Consider the following 21,318-nt stretch of genomic DNA (forward strand, 5'->3'; position numbering starts at 1 on the left):
TCATGATCCCGCTCACATATAGTATAGCTGATGGCATTGCGTTCGGATTTATTGCTTATCCTATCTTAAAAGTTGCTCTTGGAAAGCGTAAAGAAGTCGCACCGTCTATGTATATCATTACATGCTTATTCTTAGCCATGTTCGTATTACATGCTATTGGTTAAGTAAAAACACCGAGGAATTTTCCCTCGGTGTTTTTTACTTAAACCATCCTTTTTTATAAAACCAAGCCATCATGCCGCCGCCAATTAGTGCCATAATAAGTAAACAAATAAAATAACTATATTGTCCACCGAGCTCTGGCATATGCGTAAAGTTCATTCCATATACTCCCGCAATAAATGTTAATGGCATGAAAATAGTCGAGAATACAGTTAATGTTTTCATAATGTTATTCATATGATGCGAGTTTAATGAAAAATAGCTATCTCGAATATCTGCTGTTAACTCCCGGCTTGCTTCAATCATTTCGGTCAGTTTAAGCAAATGATCATGTATATCTTTAAAATAAATTTCATGATCACTTATACCGTAAAAACGAGTCGAATTTAAAATACGATACAATAAATCACGCATCGGAATAATTGTACGTCTTAACTTCGATAAATCTGCACGTATATCAAATACTTCTTCTAGTACACTTCCTGCCGTTTCACCCGTTAAATTATCATCAATTGCATTTAAATGATCCTCAATGTAATATACAGGCGCAAAATAGTCATCTACAATTTGATCGATAATTGTATGCGCTACGTGTAAAGGACTATTTTTAATACGCTTCTTTTCTCCAAGCGTTTTCCATACTCTTTCAATTGCATTGTTATGAGAAAAATGGAAAGAAACAATATAACGATCACTAATAAATAAATCAATCTCGTGCGGTTCTAATCCATCCTCACCAAATGCATGAAGAACTAAAAAGTTATATCCATCATAAAAATCAACTTTTGGCCTCTGTACATATTCTATGCAGTCTTCAATTGCAAGGGGATGGAACTTAAAATGATCTTGCAAAATGTATGTATACTCTTCTTTCGTTGGCTTATATAAATCTAGCCAATACCATACAATATGGTCTTTCTTTGTTTCCTCTAGCGAAACATCATATAATACTTCATCTGTTTTTGTTATTGCACAAATTCTAATCATATTTTCACCCATTATTATTATAAACAAAAAATAGTAAAAAAAGCCAAGGAGAAATACTCCCTGGCCCTTCTTTATTATTCAGTAACGATGCCGTGCACTAATGTTGGTGCATCTACATGCTCTTTAGAGATCTTCATGTTCTCATAAATTTTTGCTTTTACGTCTTCTACATTTTCACGGTTTGCGTAAATGGTAACAAGGGATTCACCTTTTTTCACGCTGTCCCCTACTTTTTTACGAAGCATTAAGCCAACTGCTAAATCAATTTCAGATTCCTTCGTCGCACGTCCTGCTCCTAAAAGCATTGCTGCTGTTCCGATTTCATCTGCAACGATTTCTGATACATAACCGTCTTCCTTCGCTTCCACTTCAATTTTAAATTGTGCTTGTGGTAATTTAGAAGGATCATCAACAACAGATGCATCGCCGCCTTGCGCTGATAAGAACGTTTTAAATGATTCTAGCGCCTTACCGTTGTTCATTACTTCAATTAATTTCTCACGTGCATCTTCTAGAGATGAAGCTTGTCCAGCAAGGTATACCATTTGACTTCCAAGCGTTAAACATAACTCTTCTAAATCTTTCGGTCCTTTACCTTGTAACGTATCAATTGCTTCTTGTACTTCAAGTGCGTTACCAATAGCCTCACCAAGTGGTTGACTCATATCAGAAATAACAGCCATCGTATTACGACCAACGTTATTACCAATGCGTACCATTGCTTCTGCTAAACGTTTTGCATCTTCATCTGTTTTCATAAATGCACCTGCTCCAGTTTTTACATCAAGAACAATTGCATCTGCACCAGCAGCAATTTTTTTACTCATAATTGAGCTTGCAATAAGCGGAATTGAGTTTACTGTTGCCGTTACATCACGAAGTGCATACAATTTTTTATCCGCAGGTGTTAAGTTTCCACTTTGACCAATAACTGCGATTTTATTTTCATTTACAAGACGCATGAATTCATCATTTTCGATTTCAACATGGAATCCTGGAACTGCTTCTAATTTATCAATTGTACCACCAGTATGTCCTAGACCACGTCCAGACATTTTTGCAACCGGTACACCTAAAGCGGCTACTAATGGACCTAATACAAGTGTTGTTGTATCACCAACGCCACCTGTGGAGTGCTTATCTACTTTTACTCCTTCAATAGCTGATAAGTCGATTGTATCACCGCTATTTACCATTGCCATCGTTAAATCTGCACGTTCTTGATCGTTCATATCTTGGAAGAAAATTGCCATTGCAAGTGAACTTACTTGATAATCAGGAATATCACCATTTGTATATCCTTCAACAATAAAGTTAATTTCTTCTGTCGTTAATGCATGTCCGTCACGTTTTTTTGCAATTAGGTCCACCATTCTCATTGTGAGGTCACCCCTTCATTTGTTTTACGATTGCTTTTACTAATGCTAAGAAGTTAGCTTTAACACGTTCTGTCGTTTCGATTACTTCATCGTGGTGAAGTGGCTGATCTAAAATACCAGCTGCCATATTTGAAATACAAGAAATACCAAGTACTTTCATACCAGCGTGACGCGCTACAATTACTTCAGGTACTGTTGACATACCAACTGCATCTCCGCCAAGTGTACGAAGCATACGAATTTCAGCAGGTGTTTCATATACAGGACCTGTCATTCCAACGTATACACCTTCTTGTACTTTAATATTTAAGTCTGCTGCAACTTGTTTCGCCATTTCGCGAAGCTCTACTGTATATGATGTAGACATATCAGGGAAACGTACACCCATTTCAGAATCATTTGGTCCGATTAATGGATTTGTACCCATGAAGTTAATGTGATCTGAAATTAACATAAGATCGCCTGGTTCGAATGATGTATTTACACCACCAGCTGCATTTGTTACAACAACTGTTTCTACCCCTAGTTCTTTCATAACACGAACTGGGAATGTTACTTTTTGCATATCGTATCCTTCATAGAAGTGGAAACGTCCTTGCATTGCTACTACCGTTACACCTTGAAGTGTACCGAATACTAGTTGACCTGCATGGCCTTCTACAGTTGAAACTGGGAATTCAGGGATTTCACTGTAAGGTACTGTTACTGCGTTCTCGATTTCATCTGCTAATACACCTAGTCCAGATCCAAGGATTAGTCCTACTTGTGGTGTCTCTTGAAATTTCTCTTTTAAATATGAAGCTGATTTTGTAATAAGTTCACGATTCATTTGTTTATCCCCCTATTTCTTTAGCTCGTTTAAGAAGCTTGTTCCGTATTCTGGCATTTTCACACCGAAGTTTTCTGCTACAGTTGCACCAATATCAGCAAATGTTTGACGAAGTGGTAACTCTTTTCCGCCTTCTTTCATGCTTGGGCTATATGCTAATAACGGTACATATTCACGTGTATGATCAGTACCATGATGCACTGGGTCATTACCGTGGTCTGCTGTAATTAATAATAAATCATCTTCTTTTAGTTTTTCGAATACTTCTGGAAGACGTGCATCATATTCTTGCAGAGCTTCTCCGTATCCTTGTGGATCACGACGGTGACCGAATAATGCATCAAAGTCAACTAAGTTTAAGAAGCTAAGACCTGTAAAGTCCATATTTAATGTATCTACAAGCTTATCCATTCCATCCATGTTAGACTTCGTACGAAGTGATTCAGTTACCCCTTCACCATCATAGATGTCAGAGATTTTACCGATAGCGATCACATCATAATCACTATCTTTTAATTCATTCATTACTGTACGGCCGAATGGTTTTAATGCATAGTCATGACGGTTCGGTGTACGTGTAAAGTTTCCAGGCTCACCAACGAATGGACGAGCAATAACACGGCCTACCATGTACTTCTCATCTAACGTTAATTCACGTGCAATTTTACAAATTTTATATAACTCATCAAGCGGCACTACTTCTTCGTGTGCTGCGATTTGTAGTACGCTATCAGCAGAAGTGTAAACAATTAAAGAGCCTGTTTCCATTTGTTCTTGACCAAGTTCATCAAGAATTTCAGTTCCAGAAGCTGGTTTATTACCGATGATTTTACGGCCTGTTTTTTCTTCTAATTCATCAAGTAATTCTTTTGGGAATCCTTCTGGGAACACTTGGAATGGTGTATCAATGTAAAGACCCATGATTTCCCAGTGGCCTGTCATTGTATCTTTACCAGTAGATTTTTCTTGCATTTTTGTATAATATCCAAGTGGTTTTTCTACTTTAGAGATGCCTTTCATTTCACGAATGTTACCAAGACCTAATTTCACCATGTTAGGCATTTGTAACCCATTCATATGTTCAGCAATGTGACCAATTGTGTCAGATCCTAAATCACCAAATTGTTCAGCATCTGGTGCTTCACCGATTCCAACAGAGTCCATTACGACTAGGAATATACGTTTATATTTATTCATAACTGCGACCTCCTATAAGTTCAGTTCTACTTCTTGTAGTATGTTCAAAACGCTATAAAGTGAAACTGTTCTCCATAAGAATTATCTTTCGTTCTCATTATCAAACAGTACTTCTTTAAATCATTCTCTAACCTATTTCGTTTACCTTGAAACGACGCAAAAACATTTCTAGTTTTTTCTAAGTCAGATGTCAGACATCTGATACTGATATCATAACATGTTTACGCTTTCTTTTTAATACATTTTCGTAGAATTTCTCATTTTCTTCACACTTCTATTGTAATCCATTATGCACAGAAGTGCTAATCATTTTATGATTTATTTCTTCATATAAAGTGAAATTTTAATCAATGGCGGTTTTGTTCTTTCCCACTGATCATTTTCAGGATAAAAATAAAAAAAGCAGCTCTAAAGAGCTACCTTTTTATTTTACTTCTACTGTTTCTTCTTTATGTTCATGCAATTCGCCTTTTTTAACATGAACTTTCACTTTGTAAGAACCGTTTTCTTTGAAAGTATGTTTCGTTTCATACTCCCCTTTATTTCCTTCTTTCGCTGGAATAAATTCGTGTTTTTCAACACCATCTTTCCAAATTTCAAGTTGGACTTCAGCACCAGTTAACGCTTCTTCTTTTTGTTTTAAGTGAACTTTCATTGTTGATTCAGCATTTGCTTTTATGTCACCAGCCATAAGGTGGATCATTGTATCGCTTTTATGATCGCCATGTCCTGCACCATGATCACTATTTTCTTTTTTCGCATCTTCTACCTTCGCATTTCCTACAGCCACTTTTACTTCTGGCATAACATGCATTTCACGTGCATTTGTGTGAGCAATAATGTGGTATACTCCATCCGTTTCGAACGTTTTCTCTACAGCATAAACACCTTTTCCTTTATGCTTACCTTCTAGCATCTCGTGCTTTTCGTCGCCAGCTTTCCAAATTTCAAACTTTACATCATCAGCATCTGTTACCTTTTCTTTTCCTTGTGTAACAAGTGCTTGTACTTCTGTTTTTTCACCAGGTTTAATTTCTTTCGGATTTGTTTGAACTGCTACTTTTACAGCTTCTAGTTTCTGTTCTTTTTTCGGTTCTTCTTTGTTTGTATTACAGCCAGCCAATGCTAGCATCGCGATAAATAAAGTCATAATAAGTTTTTTCATCATCATTTCCTCCTTCATACTTTATTTAGTATAGAGGAAAAACATTGTAATATTCTAGTCTTCTGCTGAAAACAATGTACGAAATGTTTGTGAAGTTTCTGTGAAGTGCTATAGCCTTTTGAATCTATGAAAAAAGAGCATAGTATCTATGCTCTCGGATGAAACTGTTTATATACATCTTTTAATCTAGTTTTTGAAACATGCGTATAGATTTGTGTTGTTGAAATATCTGCATGTCCAAGCATTTCTTGCACAGCACGTAAGTCTGCACCATTTTCTAATAAATGCGTAGCAAAAGAATGACGCAACGTATGAGGTGTAAGCTCTTTTTCAATATTTGCTTCTTTCGCTAATCGTTTTAAAATTTTCCAAAATCCTTGTCTTGATAATCGATTTCCATGATGGTTTAAAAAGAGTGCATCTACTACTTTTTTCCCCATCAATTCTCTTCTTCCCTTTTCAATATACTTTTGAATCGCTTCCGTCGCTAAACTTCCTAGTGGAATAATTCTTTCTTTATTCCCTTTCCCTATGCATCGAACAAATCCCATCGTTAAATGTACATCTTCTAAATTTAATGCAATTAATTCTGAAACACGAAGTCCTGTTGCATATAATAACTCTAGCATCGCTTTATCACGAACCCCAAAAGCGCTCGTCATTTTTGGTGTCTGCAGTAACGCCTCTACTTCATCAACTGACAATACTTTCGGTAATTTCCGTTCACCTTGCGGCGTTTCAATATGTACGGATGGATCGTGCTCTACTGCTCGTTCACGAAGTAAAAATTGGTGAAACGAACGAATCGATGCAATATGACGTGCTAATGTTTTCGAAGATTTTCCGTTTTCTTTTAAGTGCTGCAGAAAATTAACAATGTGCAAGCGTGTCACTTCATGAAAGCTTTTCGCTTGTTCTACATTTTGCAAATACTTTACATAACTTTTCAAATCACGTTCATAAGATACTACCGTATTTTTCGCTAGCCCTTTTTCGACAACCATATAATGAATAAAATCTTTTAATTGATCTTCCAATCTACACTACTCCCCATTTTCATAGAAAAACATCATTCTATTTACGAAAGCATCCTTTGCCGGCTCTTCATTCCCTGATACTTTTTCTACAGTCTCTTCTTTTGGCTTTTCATAACGATGATAGCTTTCATATTCTTCATTTATCCATAGTATAGCGAAATAAAACAAAATCGTACAACTTGTAAATAATAAAAATACTTTTATCCCATCAAAAGTTAATTTTAAAGCTCGGCGCATTGTAAATTCCTCCAAAATATAAGTTATTACAACATATGCCAAGCTTTCACCAATTTATACCTTATTCAAATAAAAAACCTCTTCCTAGTTAAATAGGAAAAGGTTATTTTTCATCCGTTTCATTTTCTTGACAATTTTTACAAATCCCATGGAATGTTAAACGATGATCCTTCACCTTAAAGCTCCAGTCATGTTCTACTTTCCTTTCCACTTCACCAAGTAAATCTTCTTGTATTTCTTGTACAGCACCACATTGTGTACAAATCAAATGATGGTGGAAACGCTGCGCACCTTCTTGGCGTAAGTCATAGCGTGAAACACCGTCTCCGAAGTTAATCTTATCGACAACTTTTAACTCAGATAATAGTTCTAAAGTTCGATAGACGGTTGCTAATCCGATCTCTGGCGACTTTTCTTTTACAAGGAGGTAAACATCTTCTGCGCTTAAATGATCTTCTTCATTTTCTAGCAGCACACGAACTGTTGCTTCACGTTGCGGTGTTAATTTGTAGCTCGCTGCATGTAATTGCTTCTTAATTCGTTCAATTCTTTCTTCCATTCGGTACTACTCCCTCCTCGCCACTCTTACACCATTATATCAGAAGAAGGGCTTCTGTCAAAAGAAAAACAATAAAAACAAATTGATAATTATTCTCACAAAGTATTTATTGTTTATTAATAGCCTCAACGACTTCTTTCATTAAAAATGGTGATGCATAAGCTTCCACACTAGAAGCAAGAGCTAGCACCGCTCCAATGATAAGAAAGAAGCATGTATAACGAATTAATAATGGTAATAGTGGCTCGGTTATTTTTCGTATAAATTGATGCCTAATCATGCGTAAAGAAAAGCTTGCGGCAATTGTTGTCATAACGAGAAATACTGGGATGATAATGAGATTTTGTGGCAATACAGAAACGAATGCTAATAATAATCCATTCCATCCATGCTGACTTACTAAGAAACCTACTGTAAATCCGACAACTACTCCTTTTGCAAATAATAAAATAAAAATAAGTGGCAATCCAATAATTGAAATCCCTAAAATCCAAATAAATCCAATGTATTTTAATTGTGAAAAGTAACTTTCTCGAAACATTTCGCCTGCAATAGCAAATTCTCCTTTAGAAACTTGTCCAAAAAAACGTTGCAAATAAAATGATAAATCTTGTTTTTGATTTAATTGTAAACTATTTACAAGAATCGCTCCAAATATTACTCCCATCAATAACAAAACAGCGTTAAATATATATAATGAAGAGTTTTCCTGTATGTGAGACATTACACGGTCTTGCCAAGTTTTTCTCCACATTTTTCTTCCCTCCGTTCACACTCTTACTAAAAATGTATGAAAGAAAGAAAAAAGTATGACGAATTAACATTGAAATTCCGCTCTACTTTGCTAAACTAAAAAGTAGAGAATAGGAGGGATTTCTCTTGAAACCATTATTATTAGATTTTCCAACATTATTTCAAACTGAACGCTTACAGGTTCGTAAGCCATTTCCAGGTGATGGTGCAGAAGTGTATGAAGCAATACAAGCTTCTCTAGAAGACTTAGTACCGTGGATGCCAATTAACGCTGAAACAGAAGAAAGTGCTGAAGAAATCGTTCGTAACGCTCACGGACAGTTTTTACTTCGTGAAACACTTGATTTTCACTTATACGATAAAGTATCTGGTACATTCATCGGAGCTATAACGCTCAAGCCTGAAAACTGGGATATTCCAAAGTTTTCACTTCACTTCTGGCTACATAGCGCTTATACAAAACAAGGCTATATGACCGAAGCTGTGAAAGGTGCCATTCAATTTGCCTTTGATAAGCTAAGCGCTCGAAGAATTGAAATTCGTATTGATGCAACAAATACAAATGCATGTAACTTAGCAGAACGTTTAGAATTTATTCTAGAAGGTACAATGGAAAATGATTTCATAGCACCAGATGGTAGCTTACGTGATGCACGCGTATATGCAAAAATTAATTAAAAAACACTCGCCTTTGGCGAGTGTTTATTTTTGTAGTTGTAAATATTGTACTGCAAACATCGTCTTCGCATCGTGAATACGCAGATCTTTCATAAGAGTAGTTGCTTCTTCTAATGATACTTCCATTAATTCCACAAACTCATCTTCATCTAACGCAGCCTTATTTTCTTTTTTCGTCAAACCTGTCGCTTTATATACATATAAAATTTCATCTGCAAATCCTGGAGATGTATAGAAAGAAGTAATAAGCTCCATATTTTCACATACATAACCTGTTTCCTCTTCTAATTCACGAACTGCTGTCACCTCAGGTTTTTCACCTGGTTCTAACTTGCCGGCCGGAATTTCTATAATCGCCTTTTCAAGCGCTTTACGATACTGCTCAACAAGTACAATTTTCCCCTCATCAGTAATAGCAATAATAGCAACTGCACCAGGGTGATTTACAATTTCACGTTTACTCATTGCTCCATTTGGTAATACTACATCATCAACACGAACTTTTATAACTCTACCATCAAAAATCGGCTCAGTTTTTATTGTTCTCTCTGCAAGATTACTCATACTACTTCATCTCCCTGTTCTATTTCCTATTCTTTCCTCATACATTTTACCACATTGAAAGGAGCGTGATAGAAATGAAAGTTTATATTTTACCAAATCGCGTCACTTTAGTCGGAAAAGCATGGCAAATTCGCCATAAGCTAAAACAATATGGCAAAGAGTATACAACTGTACAAGAGTGGATTACAGCAACTAAAAAGTAAACGTTTGTCAACCTCTTTTCCCTTGCGTACAATAAGAATAAGGAGAAGGAGGTTGACTTATGAAAAAACGTCAATTAGGAAACTCAGATTTATTTGTGACAGAAATGGGACTTGGCTGTATGTCTCTCGGTACATCTGAAACAGAAGCCCTGCGTATTATCGATGAAGCAATCAATTTAGGAATCAATTTTTTTGATACAGCAGATTTATATAATTATGGATTAAACGAAGAATTTGTTGGAAAAGCCTTAAAAGGAAAACGAGACCAAATTGTTCTTACAACGAAGGTTGGAAATCGATGGACAGAAGAAAAAAACGGCTGGTCTTGGGATCCTTCTAAAAATTACATAAAGGCTGAAGTGAAAGAAAGTTTACGTAGACTTCAAACTGATTATATTGATCTTTATCAACTTCACGGCGGGACGATTGAAGATCCTATAGATGAAGTAATTGAAGCCTTTGAAGAATTGAAACAAGAAGGTATCATTCGCCATTACGGTATTTCTTCTATACGTCCAAATGTCATCCGTGAGTATGCAAAGCGTTCAAATATCGTTAGTGTTCTAATGGAATATAGCCTTTTGAATCGTCGCCCTGAAGAATGGTTTCCGCTTCTTAATGAACATCAAATTAGTGTCATTGCTCGCGGACCACTTGCGAAAGGAATATTAACTGATAACAATACAAGAAAGATAGAAAGAGTAAAAGAAAAAGATTACCTTTCTTATTCTTACGATGAATTATATGCGACGCTTACGAATGTAAAAGAAATAATTGGAGAAAACTCCTTAACTGGAACAGCTATTCAATATTGCTTACATAACGAAACTGTTGCAGCTGTTATACCTGGTGCAAGCTCTATTCAACAATTACGAGAAAATGTACAGTCTAGTAAACAAATAGAGTTAACAACAGCAGAATATACACAGCTTCAGCAAATTGTGAAATGTGATACGTACGCATTACACCGTTAAAAAGACGCTACCATACTGGTAGCGTCTTTTTATAACGTATCATATTTATCAGGATTCGTTCCTACATGTAAATTACGATTTAACGTATTAATTTGAGTCATCTCTTCTTCCGTTAGTGAAAAATCAAAGATAGAAAAATTCTCCTGAATGCGAGATGGGGTAACAGATTTAGGAATCGTCACAACCCCGATTTGAATATCCCATCTTAATATAACTTGCGCAGGTGTTTTTTCATATTTAGTAGCAATAGCCTGAATAATCGGGTGCTGAAATACTTCTCCGCCTCTCATTAACGGACTCCATGCTTCCATTTGAATTTGCTCACCTTGACAGAAATTACGCAATTCAAATTGTGTTAACATTGGATGAAGTTCCACTTGGTTTACCATCGGCTTTACTTTGCAATTTGGTAATAGCAGTTCTAAATGATGTTTATGGAAATTAGAAACACCAATCGCGCGCACTTTACCTTCTTCATACAGCTTTTCTAACGCTCGGTACGTATCAACATACTTCCCTCTTATTGGCCAATGTATTAAATATAAATCTACATAGTCCATTTGTAATTTTTTTAAGCTTTTCTCAAAAGCCTCAAGTGTTTCCTCGTATCCTTGATCATCGTTCCAAACTTTTGTTGTAATAAATATCTCTTCTCTCGGAATCCCTGATTCACGAACCGCTTCCCCGACACCGCTTTCATTTTCATATACAGTTGCTGTATCAATCGAACGGTATCCAACTTCTAACGCTGTTTTTACTGCTTGTTTTACTTCGTCGCCTTCTTTCGCTTTATAAACGCCTAAACCAATCATCGGCATTTTCACGCCATTATGAAGTGTAGTTGTTGGAATGTGCACAGTCGTCTCCCTTTCATTATTACATTTTTTATAAGCCACCACTTTATTTGAACAAGATTCAACCAAAAAGTCAAAACATATGTACAGTTTACATAATAAACTTATATACTTTCTAAAATAATGCGAACTCATTCATTCACAGTATTTTCTATCCATTTCTTCGCTTTTTCATCAACATTACGTACAAACTCAGTTTTCCCTTCCGAATATAACGCACCATCATATGTATACTTTTCAGCTAATTCTTTCTTTAAAGTTGCATATGCCTCAGCTTCTTCACAATGAGCCATCATATAATCACGAAATGCTAAATGCCTTACTATTTCAGGATTTCCTTTTTCAAACACGTGTAAGTGATACGAGCGTTTTTCCTCCGTTCCATGAATAAAATAACGGCGTCTTGAAATACCATTCTCCCCTTTTACGGTATAGCCAAGCTCTTCAAAACGTTCATTCCACCTATCTACTCTGTCGATACTCTCTACTTCCATAATCATATCTATAATTGGTTTCGCTGCCAGTCCTGGCACCGACGTACTTCCAATATGATGGACCTTCACCTTTTCTGGCATCGCGGCTTTTAATCTTTCAGCCTCCATTTGAAATTTTTCACCCCAATGATTTTCATGCGGAACAACTACAATTTTTCTCATTCTAACTCCCCTTTTCTTACAAGCTCGTCAAAAAAATGATCAGCGTTATTCACTGATCATTTTCGTTATTATTTAAAGTCTTTCCAAGTAAGGTTACTTTCACTTAACAGTTCTTCAAATGATTTATTCTTTTCACGTTCTTTTTGTTCTTGACGCTTTCGTTCCAGTTCTGCTGCCTCTTTTTTCTCTTCCCTTACTTGCAACTCTTTCTTCTTATTCTTTAATTGCTGCATGAGTGAATCATTTAATTGATCACCTAATGTAAGCGACTCTTTCTTTTGTTGATTCACTTGCGATTGTCTTTGCATTTGTCTTTGTTTCTTTTTCTTCATACTACTCACCTTTTACTTTTTTCTCCATTATAGTAGATACACAATGAACTCGACAATAAAAAAGGTTCTTTACTCTATTATTCATTTTTTGTAAATATGTTAATTTTTCGAAAAAACTATTTTTTTGTATAGATATAATCCTATGAATCTATTAAAATTATGTCGTATGATGTCAGATTATAAAAAAGGAGAATTATATTATGTGGAAAAAAATTATTCCTGCTGTTGCCGTTTTAAGCACCATTACTTTTTCAACCGTATTTGCCGCTCCCCCATCCCAGGCTCCAGCTGAACAAAACCGCTACATAGACGTACAAATACTTGGTATTAATGATTTCCATGGACAACTAGATACTGTAAAAAAAGTTAATAACAAAGAAGCTGGTGGCGCTGATTACTTAGCTACTTATTTAAAAGAACGTAAAAAGCAAAACCCGAATACACTTCTCGTACACGCTGGTGATATTGTCGGAGCTAGTCCACCAGTTTCAGCATTATTGCAAGATGAACCAACGATTGAATTTTTAAATGACTTAAAATTTGATGTTGGTACAATCGGAAACCACGAATTTGATGAAGGTATCGATGAAATGAAACGTCTCATTTACGGTGGCTATCACGAAAAAACAGGAAATTTCAAAGGTGCTAATTTCCCTTATGTTGCTGCAAACTTCTATAATAAATCCACTGGTCGCTTATTTTTACCGCCATTTACTGTAAAAATGGTAAATGGTGTGCCTGTAGGATTCATTGGCGTAGTTACAACTGATACACCAAATGTGGTGATGCCTACTATGCTTAAAAATGTAGAAATCACTGACGAAGTAGAAGCAATTAATAAATCAACACAGCAATTAAAGCGTCTTGGAGTTAAATCCATTGTCGTCCTTGCTCATGTCGGCGGGACAACAGATGAGTCTGGTGTGACAAATGGAGACCTTACTCGAATTGCAAATGAAACAGATCCGGAAGTTGATGTTATTTTTGGTGGGCATAGTCACACGTATGTAAATGGTACTGTAAATAATAAACTAATCGTCCAAGCGAACTCTTACGGAATGGCTTTCTCAGATGTAGATGTAACAATTGATCGTAAAACAAAAGATATTGTAAAGAAAAAAGCTGAAGTTGTTACAACATACCATGAAGGTGTAGAACCTGATAAACAAGTAAAGAAAAAACTAGATCAATATAAGGAAAAAATCGCACCGCTTGTAAATGAAGTTGTCGGAAAATCTACAGCACCTATCGACCGTAAACAAAATGATGCTGGTGAGTCCACTCTTGGAAATTTAGTTGCCGATGCCCAGCGTCAAACGATGCAAACCCAAATCGCACTTATGAATCCAGGTGGCATTCGTAATGACTTAGATGCTGGCGATATTACATGGGGCGAATTATATGGCATTCAGCCTTTTGGAAACCAATTAATTAAAGTAGATTTAACAGGCCAAGATATTCGTGACATTTTAAATCAACAATGGCAAAAAGGTACGACGAGAATGCTTCAAATTTCAGGTATTCAATATACGTGGGATGCAAATAAACCAAACGGTGAAAAAGTTACAAATATACGTTTAACAAACGGTGAAGAATTATCCCCATCTAAAACGTATAGCGTAGTGGCAAATGCCTTTTTAGCTTCTGGCGGTGATGGATTTGTATCATTTAAAAATGGTAAAAATCCAGAAACTGGTCCAAACGACTTTGAAGCGCTAGTCGATTACGTAAAACAATTAAAAGAACCTATTCAGCCAATTATCGATGGTAGAATTCAAAAAACAAATTAAGTACACTCATAATAAAGTGAAACTTTAATCAGTGGGGGTTTTCTTCATCCCCCACCTCACTTCTTTGCTTTCACTGAATTTTGAGATGGGGATCTTACTGCCCATTAAAGTCGAATAAACAATCTTAATTTTTCAGCGTAAAAGATACACATAAACCTTTTATCCGTCATATATGTGAAACCTAAAAAGGATACTCGTTCTTACAATGAACATAGTATCCTTTTCTTTAGTTATCAATATGTGATGTGTTGTTAAAATCATATTGTTGTAAAAATTGTTGTAACGCCTCTTCTACAAGTTTAGATTTTTGAATTCCTTTCGATTCTGATATAACGTCTAGTTTTGCTAATATTTCTTTATTAATAGAAAAGGTACGTTTCTTTTTTTCTGTACTTATATTCATCATAGGCGCAATTACTTCTTCTTTCTTTCTTAATAACTCATAAATACTTTGTAATTGTTCATAAATTAATAGTTGATAATCCGTTTTCGCATATTGAAGGGCTGTCGCTTCTTGGAGTTGTAAGTGACGCGGTTCTTCTCCATCTCCTACAAAAATACGCTTTTTCTGTTCCCCATCATATTCGTATCCAATCAATCTTAATTTCTTCGATAATGTATACGGGCTTATTTCAAGACGTTTTGCTATAATAGCGATGGATTCACGCCTATTTAAACAATCGATAATTTCTCCAATCGTCACAATTTCCCTCCTCCCGTGTTGAAATGACACTAGTATGGTATGTTACAATGATTTTCTAACAGTATATGCAAAACGAATAGCCTGTGCGATTCATACGATTTTAGAAAAGGAGGTTTTCAATATGCTTTTTCGTAGCAATACCCCGCAGTTCTATAATGAAAATAAAAAACTCATGCCTAATAGTATCGCTACGATGGAAAGCGTTATGATTAACAACCAAAAACAAACTCTCCTTATGCGCGGGCAAAACGTAGAGCAGCCTATTTTATTATGCTGTCACGGTGGACCAGGCATGGCACAAATCGGATTTATTCGTCATTTTCAAAAAGAATTGGAGAAACACTTCATCGTAATTAATTGGGATCAGCGCGGGGCAGGTAAATCCTTTTCAATGAAAGATTTCGGAGCAAATTTTACAATCGAACAATTCATTTCCGATGCAAAAGAAGTGATTCAATATGTACTTAAAAAATTCAGTAAACAGAAACTATTTCTCGCTGGTCATTCTTGGGGAAGTATTATCGGGCTTAACATAGCACACCATTATCCACAATATATCGAGGCTTATATCGGTATTGGGCAAATTGTACATATGAAACAAAACGAAGAATTACTATATCAGCATTTAATTCGTTCTGCAAAAAAACATAATCATAAAAAAGCATTAGCGTCCCTTTTAAAATTAGGAAAACCGCCATTTTTAGATACGAGACGCCTTATTATTCAAAGAAAATGGCTTGGCACATTCGGAGGAGCAATCCAAAACGGATCTTCCTTTTCGTTCATACGAAAAGGCTTCTTTTCCCCTGAATATACGCTATTAGATTGGTTCAAGTTTCTCGCAGGGAATTTAAAATCTGGCGTTTTATGGGAAGAAATGTTGACAATCGATTTCTTTTCTTCTATTACGAGTTTATCTATTCCAGTGTATTTTTGTTCTGGTCGCTATGATTATCAAACTCCTTATGCACTCGTTCAGGAATATTGTGATGTAATAGAAGCACCGATAAAAAAGATGATTTGGTTCCCAAATTCAGCACATTCTCCCGATTTAGAAGAGCCAGAATTATTCGCTCGTTCTTTACAATCCATTAAACAAGAGCTAGCTTTTCACCATTAGTAACAAAAGGCTCTTTTACATTTCATAAAAAACAATTTATAATAATATGTCGCAACTATGTATAAATCTAGCAAGGTGCTTCATATTTACTTACCTTAACACAATAAAATTTTGGGGAGATTACATTTATTATGAATGCTGTACTCGTTGCAGTAGCAGTTATGCTATTGCTTAGTTTGTTACGTGTCCAGGTCATTGTCGCCATCATTGTTGGAGCTTTAACAGGCGGAATTATCGGCGGACTCGGTATTTCAGAAACGATTAATACTTTTACAACTGGTCTTGGAAATAGTGCTCCAATCGCTTTAAGTTATGCAATGCTTGGCGGTTTCGCTATTTCTCTTTCCAAAACAGGACTTCCAGATGCCATGATTCAAACTGCATTAAAATGGATTGGCAATGAACAAGACACGAAAAAACAAGTTTATTCTAAAATACTTATTCTATTCATCATTTTAACGATGGCTTGTTTCTCACAAAATGTGATTCCTGTTCATATCGCTTTCATCCCCATCTTAATTCCAGCACTTTTAAAAGTATTAAATGAGCTGAAAGTGGATCGCAGACTTGTTACATGTATTATTACATTCGGATTAATTACTCCTTATATGTGGATTCCAGCAGGGTTCGGAAAAATTTATCATGACGTATTGCAAACAAATGCTGCGCAAAGCGGTCTTACATTTGATGTCGCGCTTATTCCAAAAGCAATGACGATTCCAGCAATCGGTATGATTATCGGATTATGTGTAGCGGTGTTCATTACGTACCGAAAACCTCGTACGTATGAAACAGAACAAATTCATACTACCGCAAATGAAATCGTTCCCTATACAAAACGTAGCATTACTTTCGGATTATTATCTATCATAGCCACATTAACTGTTCAATTAGCAACAGAATCAATGATTTTCGGTGCTTTAGCTGGGATTATCGTCTTATCAGTAAGTGGTAGTCTACCTCTTAAAGAAGCAGATGCGATATTAACAAGCGGAATGCGCATGATGTCCTTTATTGGTTTTGTTATGATTGCGGCCGCTGGATTTGGAGCTGTGCTTCGAAAAACAGGACATGTTGAATCTCTTGTGCAAACGAGTGCACATATAATTGGAAACAACAAACCACTCGCTGCATTTCTTATGCTTGTAATTGGACTTCTCGTTACGATGGGAATTGGTTCATCCTTTTCAACCATCCCTATTTTAACAACAATTTTTGTACCCCTTTGCATGCAGCTTGGATTTAGTCCAATGGCCACCATTGCAATTATCGGTACAGCCGGAGCGCTAGGAGATGCAGGATCTCCAGCATCAGATAGTACACTTGGACCAACATCTGGTTTAAACGCTGATGGTCAACACCATCATATATGGGATACATGTGTACCAACTTTTCTGCATTATAATATACCGTTACTTATATTCGGATTTATTGCCGCAATTACATTATAAAAGGTGCGTATAAGACGCACCTTTTACTTTTTTATTTTTCCTTTTAATTGTTGCAACGCTATTTTCCCATTTTCTTCGATACAACTTTCCATTTGCATAAATGACGGACCTGCCCATTCACTGTCTATACTCCCGTTCATTCCAATAATTTTCACTTTATCCGGTATACGGATATTTAATTTTTTTGCTGCTCGAATTAACTCAAAAGTAATCTTATCACTTGAAGTTACAATTCCATCTACATACGGATTGTTTTGCAATAACGTAACAAACTGTTTATTCGTATACCCTTGTACACATTCTTCTCGATAAGAGATTCCTTCCTCCCAAACAGCGTCTAAAAATCCTGATATGTACTCTTCCATTTCTTCACTATCTTCGCCCTCACCGAAATAAGCAAGAAAGTGACAACCTTTTTCTTTTAATAAAGAGACCGCTCTTTGGCCACTTTCATAATAATTTGCATGGGATTTTTTTTCATCAATCACAACAAACGGAAGTGGGATTTCTCCTGTACTTTTAAAAACGGATCTTGTCAAAATAACACCTGCAACGTTATTTTCCTTCAACATATGTATGTATTTATCTTTATTCTCTATATTACAAACAATAATTTGATATCCTTCTTTATACGCTATTTCCTCAATACAATGTAGCAAAGTGATGTTTGATGGGTCATATAGATTATCTACAAGTAATGCAATTATCGTTGAATTCTCTTTAAATAGTGCCTTTGCTGCACTATTTGGCCTATAACGTAATTCCTCAATTGCTTCCTTTACTTGTTTTACTGTGTCCTCATGAACGTATCCTTTTTCATTTATAACTCGTGAAACGGTTGCGACTGAAACACCTGCCAATTTTGCAACATCACGTATAGTTGCCACATCGTCACCCCTTAATATGGTAATAGATTACAATTTTACGGTAACCTAAATTACAATATTCGTCAAGGTTAATAACTTATATTTCTGAAAATTGTTACATCATTACACTAAACTATATTCTAATTGAATTTCATGTAAAATCGGGATATTATCATACCCAATGCGCGGAATTTCTTTCTTTATTTTTCGTGCCTCTTCAACTGCATTTACATATAAATTCGTCATCAAAAAATTACGTTTTTGGTAAAAACGTAACGCATTCATATTATCATTTGTTGTTATAAGCCAAACCTGCCTGCACTGTTCTTCTTCTGCAACTCGTAATACACAATCCACAAGTTTTGTCCCTATTCCTTTTCTTTCTTCAAAGCTATCTAACGATACAATTTCGCACATATTTCCGATCAATTCATATGTTATAATTCCGATTATTCCGTCTTCTGAGAGCGCAACAAATCCTGGCAACTCTTCTAATTGATGCTCCTTACCACCTGAAACCATCAATGAACTCCCCCAGTTCTCACACATGAACATTCGGATTGTTTCCTTCATCGCTGGCGTAATTTTTTGTATATGCACCATTTCCTATTTCTCCCCTTTTCTATCCTTGTGATACAATATAAGTGTATCACATGTAACGGTATTTGGAGGATGAGGTAAAGTATGAAACGTTTTTTTGCAGCATTGTTTACTATACTAGGTGCGATAACTGCCCTTGGGATTTTCTTTACAAATAAGGTGATGTACTTAAAGAAAAAAACAGAGGAAGAAATACTCGAAAGAGAAACGAAAAAACATTTTCGTATAGAGGATTTTGATGCTCTTCATAAAGAAGAAATTCATATTCCTTCGCAATTCGGATATGATCTTCACGGATATTACATTCCTGCTGGTCATTCCAATAAGTTTATGATTTTCTGTCACGGCGTAACTGTAAATAAAATGAACTCTGTAAAATATGCAAGGTTATTTTTAAACAGAGGATATAATGTCGTTATTTATGATCATCGTCGTCATGGTAAAACTGGCGGAAAAACAACAAGCTATGGATACTATGAAAAACATGATTTAAAATCTGTAGTTGACTGGCTAAAAGGTCGTTTTGGAACAAATATAATACTCGGTATTCATGGTGAATCGATGGGCGCTGCAACACTTCTTCAGTACGCAGGACTTGTAGAAGATGGTGCTGACTTCTATATTGCAGATTGTCCTTTCTCTGATTTCTACGGACAATTACAGCACCGTTTAAAGGTTGAATTCCATTTACCGAAATGGCCTTTATTACCTTTAGCAAATGCTTTCTTAAAAGTGCGTGACGGTTATACGATTCGTGAAGTTTCACCAATCGATTGTATAAAAAACATTAACAATCCCGTCCTCTTTATTCATAGTAAAGATGATGATTATATTTTAGCTGATATGACGAAAGCACTCTATGAAGCAAAAGAAAACAATAAACAGCTTTATATTGCAGAACACGGCGCACACGCTTGCTCTTATAACGAAAATAAAGAAGAGTATGAAGCAGCCATTGATCAATTTTTAAACTCATATGTAAAAGAAACAAAAAACAGGCTTGCATAAGCCTGTTTTTTTATTGCGCTAAAACGTCTGTAACTTGTTCCATATTTTCAGAAATCCACTTTATTGCATCATCTAACGTGGGAAATTCTGTCGTTTGAAATGTTACCTCATCTTGCAGTAACCAAACATCCTTTGACTCTTGTCCTACACCAGCAATGGACCAATGTAACAAACTATATGGATGATTATCATTCAAAAATGATGCCCATGTGCGCTCATTTGCAATATTTCGTAATGTACGTAATTGTTTATCCATCTTTCGTCACCTTACTCTAGTCAGTTATAAAAAACATTATAACACTCTCTTCTCTTCCAAAGAAAGTGCTCTTTTCATATTGTCAAGTACTTCTCTTGATTATATGATGAAATTAAGCGTTTGGGAAGGAGGGATAGCGTTGGCTAAAGTACAAATTAAAGTAAATGATAATGGCTCTTTTCGCGTTACAGGGGACGTGGAATTAGTTGATTCACAAGGGAATGTATTCCCAGCAAAACCGGCATTTTCTTTATGCCGTTGTGGTTTATCAAAAAATATGCCTTATTGCGATGCTTCGCATAAAGGAAAATTTGAATCTGTTGTTAGAGCACCAGAGGCAGAATAATTTCACATGTGACATGCACATTTTTTTGTGCATGTTTTTTCTTTTGATCAACTCCATTACATCCCTTCTCCTTACAACATTTCTAATACTTCTGTCCTCATGCCAGCATACATATATTTTCACACAATTCTTCACATTCGAACATTTTTTACTAGCCTTTTTTCTTTTTTGTGCTATAATTTGAGCAAACAACATCCTTCGGGGTCGGGTGAAATTCCCAACCGGCGGTGATGAAGTGCAAACTTCTAAGTCCGTGACCCGTTTTCAACTCGAAAACGGTGGATCTAGTGAAACTCTAGGGCCGACAGTATAGTCTGGATGGGAGAAGGATATGTTTTCTAGTAATTTTATATAGCGAATACACTTTTATTTCAGTATGCATATTTTTATAGATTCAATTCAAATCTATATATATGTTTTATTTTGTATACTTATGTTTCTATACTGGAATAAAAAGATACGACTAGCGTTTGAAAATTCGATATTTTGCTAGGTTTTTTCCTTATGCCAAAATATCAATCATCGCTAGGTTTCTTTCCTATACTTTCGTATTCGAACTATATTTCTAGAAATCACGTCTCCCAAACCCCAAGGATATAAAATCCTTGGGGT

At 35.8% G+C, this 21,318-nt stretch carries 25 protein-coding genes, 1 pseudogene and 1 riboswitch; of the genes and pseudogenes, 9 read left to right on the forward strand and 17 right to left on the reverse strand.

The genetic code is table 11. The features are described from left to right. Positions 1-164 (forward strand): annotated as a pseudogene (locus MR079_RS19025) (NCS2 family permease); the annotation flags it as partial. Positions 165-198: 34 nt separating this feature from the next. On the opposite strand, the gene corA reads toward MR079_RS19025, so the two are convergent. The 9 genes from corA to spoIIM all read right to left on the reverse strand — a co-directional run bounded on the left by corA (position 199) and on the right by spoIIM (position 8,276). Continuing rightward, on the reverse strand, positions 199-1,161 hold the full coding sequence (corA, locus tag MR079_RS19030; protein WP_001998197.1) for a magnesium/cobalt transporter CorA: 963 nt from the start codon (positions 1,159-1,161) through the stop codon (positions 199-201). Between the two features lie 62 nt (positions 1,162-1,223). Further along, a complete protein-coding gene (locus MR079_RS19035) occupies positions 1,224-2,528 on the reverse strand; it encodes a pyrimidine-nucleoside phosphorylase (RefSeq protein WP_001243079.1) in 1,305 nt (434 codons plus the stop codon). A gap of 7 nt (positions 2,529-2,535) precedes the next feature. Then, the gene (locus MR079_RS19040) at positions 2,536-3,357 is read right to left on the reverse strand and encodes a purine-nucleoside phosphorylase (RefSeq protein WP_001078446.1); all 822 of its coding nucleotides are present in this window, start codon (positions 3,355-3,357) and stop codon (positions 2,536-2,538) included. A gap of 12 nt (positions 3,358-3,369) precedes the next feature. Then, on the reverse strand, positions 3,370-4,554 hold the full coding sequence (gene deoB / locus MR079_RS19045) for a phosphopentomutase (RefSeq protein ID WP_001046082.1): 1,185 nt from the start codon (positions 4,552-4,554) through the stop codon (positions 3,370-3,372). 424 nt (positions 4,555-4,978) lie between these two features. Beyond that, complete coding sequence (locus tag MR079_RS19050; RefSeq protein WP_061183923.1) at positions 4,979-5,722, reverse strand: FixH family protein; 744 nt, start codon at positions 5,720-5,722, stop codon at positions 4,979-4,981. Positions 5,723-5,865: 143 nt separating this feature from the next. Continuing rightward, positions 5,866-6,756, reverse strand: a complete 891-nt coding sequence (xerD, locus tag MR079_RS19055; protein ID WP_000390084.1) for a site-specific tyrosine recombinase XerD — start codon at positions 6,754-6,756, stop codon at positions 5,866-5,868. Positions 6,757-6,762: 6 nt separating this feature from the next. Then, positions 6,763-6,993, reverse strand: coding sequence for a YqzK family protein (locus MR079_RS19060; RefSeq protein WP_001250432.1), 231 nt, complete (start codon positions 6,991-6,993; stop codon positions 6,763-6,765). A 103-nt stretch (positions 6,994-7,096) separates the two neighbouring features. Beyond that, the gene (gene fur / locus MR079_RS19065) at positions 7,097-7,552 is read right to left on the reverse strand and encodes a ferric iron uptake transcriptional regulator (RefSeq protein WP_000392655.1); all 456 of its coding nucleotides are present in this window, start codon (positions 7,550-7,552) and stop codon (positions 7,097-7,099) included. 106 nt (positions 7,553-7,658) lie between these two features. Continuing rightward, positions 7,659-8,276: a stage II sporulation protein M gene (gene spoIIM / locus MR079_RS19070; protein WP_240795792.1), complete on the reverse strand. Its 618-nt coding sequence runs from the start codon at positions 8,274-8,276 to the stop codon at positions 7,659-7,661. 155 nt (positions 8,277-8,431) lie between these two features. Between spoIIM and MR079_RS19075 the strand changes: the two genes are divergently transcribed. Then, on the forward strand, positions 8,432-8,983 hold the full coding sequence (locus MR079_RS19075; RefSeq protein ID WP_000803491.1) for a GNAT family N-acetyltransferase: 552 nt from the start codon (positions 8,432-8,434) through the stop codon (positions 8,981-8,983). Between the two features lie 24 nt (positions 8,984-9,007). On the opposite strand, the gene MR079_RS19080 is transcribed toward MR079_RS19075, so the two are convergent. Further along, entirely contained in the window at positions 9,008-9,547 is a 540-nt protein-coding gene (locus tag MR079_RS19080; RefSeq protein ID WP_139866801.1) for an NUDIX hydrolase, read from the reverse strand. A gap of 74 nt (positions 9,548-9,621) precedes the next feature. On the opposite strand from MR079_RS19080, the gene mciZ reads away from it, so the two are divergent. Further along, entirely contained in the window at positions 9,622-9,750 is a 129-nt protein-coding gene (mciZ, locus tag MR079_RS19085) for a Z-ring formation inhibitor MciZ (protein ID WP_000870299.1), read from the forward strand. A gap of 59 nt (positions 9,751-9,809) precedes the next feature. Next, the gene (locus MR079_RS19090) at positions 9,810-10,724 is read left to right on the forward strand and encodes an aldo/keto reductase (RefSeq protein ID WP_139866799.1); all 915 of its coding nucleotides are present in this window, start codon (positions 9,810-9,812) and stop codon (positions 10,722-10,724) included. A 29-nt stretch (positions 10,725-10,753) separates the two neighbouring features. Here MR079_RS19090 and MR079_RS19095 read toward each other — a convergent pair whose 3' ends face one another. From MR079_RS19095 to MR079_RS19105, 3 genes are all read right to left on the reverse strand, one after another. Beyond that, positions 10,754-11,581: an aldo/keto reductase gene (locus tag MR079_RS19095; RefSeq protein WP_139866797.1), complete on the reverse strand. Its 828-nt coding sequence runs from the start codon at positions 11,579-11,581 to the stop codon at positions 10,754-10,756. A gap of 128 nt (positions 11,582-11,709) precedes the next feature. After that, positions 11,710-12,234, reverse strand: a complete 525-nt coding sequence (locus MR079_RS19100; protein WP_139866795.1) for a GrpB family protein — start codon at positions 12,232-12,234, stop codon at positions 11,710-11,712. 68 nt (positions 12,235-12,302) lie between these two features. After that, a complete protein-coding gene (locus tag MR079_RS19105) occupies positions 12,303-12,566 on the reverse strand; it encodes a YqkE family protein (RefSeq protein WP_139866793.1) in 264 nt (87 codons plus the stop codon). A gap of 200 nt (positions 12,567-12,766) precedes the next feature. On the opposite strand from MR079_RS19105, the gene MR079_RS19110 reads away from it, so the two are divergent. Further along, positions 12,767-14,356: a bifunctional metallophosphatase/5'-nucleotidase gene (locus MR079_RS19110; protein ID WP_242294443.1), complete on the forward strand. Its 1,590-nt coding sequence runs from the start codon at positions 12,767-12,769 to the stop codon at positions 14,354-14,356. Between the two features lie 226 nt (positions 14,357-14,582). Here MR079_RS19110 and MR079_RS19115 read toward each other — a convergent pair whose 3' ends face one another. Continuing rightward, complete coding sequence (locus tag MR079_RS19115) at positions 14,583-15,059, reverse strand: ribbon-helix-helix domain-containing protein (RefSeq protein ID WP_000151911.1); 477 nt, start codon at positions 15,057-15,059, stop codon at positions 14,583-14,585. Between the two features lie 121 nt (positions 15,060-15,180). On the opposite strand from MR079_RS19115, the gene MR079_RS19120 reads away from it, so the two are divergent. Together MR079_RS19120 and MR079_RS19125 are read left to right on the forward strand one after the other, a co-directional pair. After that, a complete protein-coding gene (locus MR079_RS19120) occupies positions 15,181-16,179 on the forward strand; it encodes an alpha/beta fold hydrolase (RefSeq protein ID WP_103626103.1) in 999 nt (332 codons plus the stop codon). A 131-nt stretch (positions 16,180-16,310) separates the two neighbouring features. Beyond that, a complete protein-coding gene (locus tag MR079_RS19125; RefSeq protein ID WP_000994827.1) occupies positions 16,311-17,630 on the forward strand; it encodes a Na+/H+ antiporter family protein in 1,320 nt (439 codons plus the stop codon). Between the two features lie 23 nt (positions 17,631-17,653). Here the strand turns inward: MR079_RS19125 and MR079_RS19130 are convergent, their stop codons facing one another. Together MR079_RS19130 and MR079_RS19135 are read right to left on the reverse strand one after the other, a co-directional pair. Next, a complete protein-coding gene (locus MR079_RS19130; RefSeq protein WP_242294444.1) occupies positions 17,654-18,517 on the reverse strand; it encodes a LacI family DNA-binding transcriptional regulator in 864 nt (287 codons plus the stop codon). Between the two features lie 102 nt (positions 18,518-18,619). Next, on the reverse strand, positions 18,620-19,099 hold the full coding sequence (locus MR079_RS19135) for a GNAT family N-acetyltransferase (RefSeq protein WP_139866787.1): 480 nt from the start codon (positions 19,097-19,099) through the stop codon (positions 18,620-18,622). 81 nt (positions 19,100-19,180) lie between these two features. Between MR079_RS19135 and MR079_RS19140 the strand changes: the two genes are divergently transcribed. Then, positions 19,181-20,104 carry an alpha/beta hydrolase gene (locus tag MR079_RS19140; protein WP_242294445.1) on the forward strand — a complete coding sequence of 308 codons (924 nt, stop codon included), beginning with the start codon at positions 19,181-19,183 and terminating at the stop codon, positions 20,102-20,104. Between the two features lie 10 nt (positions 20,105-20,114). On the opposite strand, the gene MR079_RS19145 is transcribed toward MR079_RS19140, so the two are convergent. Continuing rightward, positions 20,115-20,360, reverse strand: a complete 246-nt coding sequence (locus MR079_RS19145; protein WP_000360809.1) for a YqkC family protein — start codon at positions 20,358-20,360, stop codon at positions 20,115-20,117. Positions 20,361-20,499: 139 nt separating this feature from the next. Between MR079_RS19145 and MR079_RS19150 the strand changes: the two genes are divergently transcribed. Further along, complete coding sequence (locus MR079_RS19150) at positions 20,500-20,706, forward strand: CDGSH iron-sulfur domain-containing protein (protein WP_001151582.1); 207 nt, start codon at positions 20,500-20,502, stop codon at positions 20,704-20,706. Positions 20,707-20,896: 190 nt separating this feature from the next. Further along, a riboswitch (FMN riboswitch) is annotated at positions 20,897-21,040 on the forward strand. Positions 21,041-21,318 lie beyond the last annotated feature (278 nt).

It is taken from the genome of Bacillus cereus group sp. BfR-BA-01381 (genome assembly GCF_022663555.1).
Lineage (GTDB): Bacteria > Bacillota > Bacilli > Bacillales > Bacillaceae_G > Bacillus_A > Bacillus_A pacificus.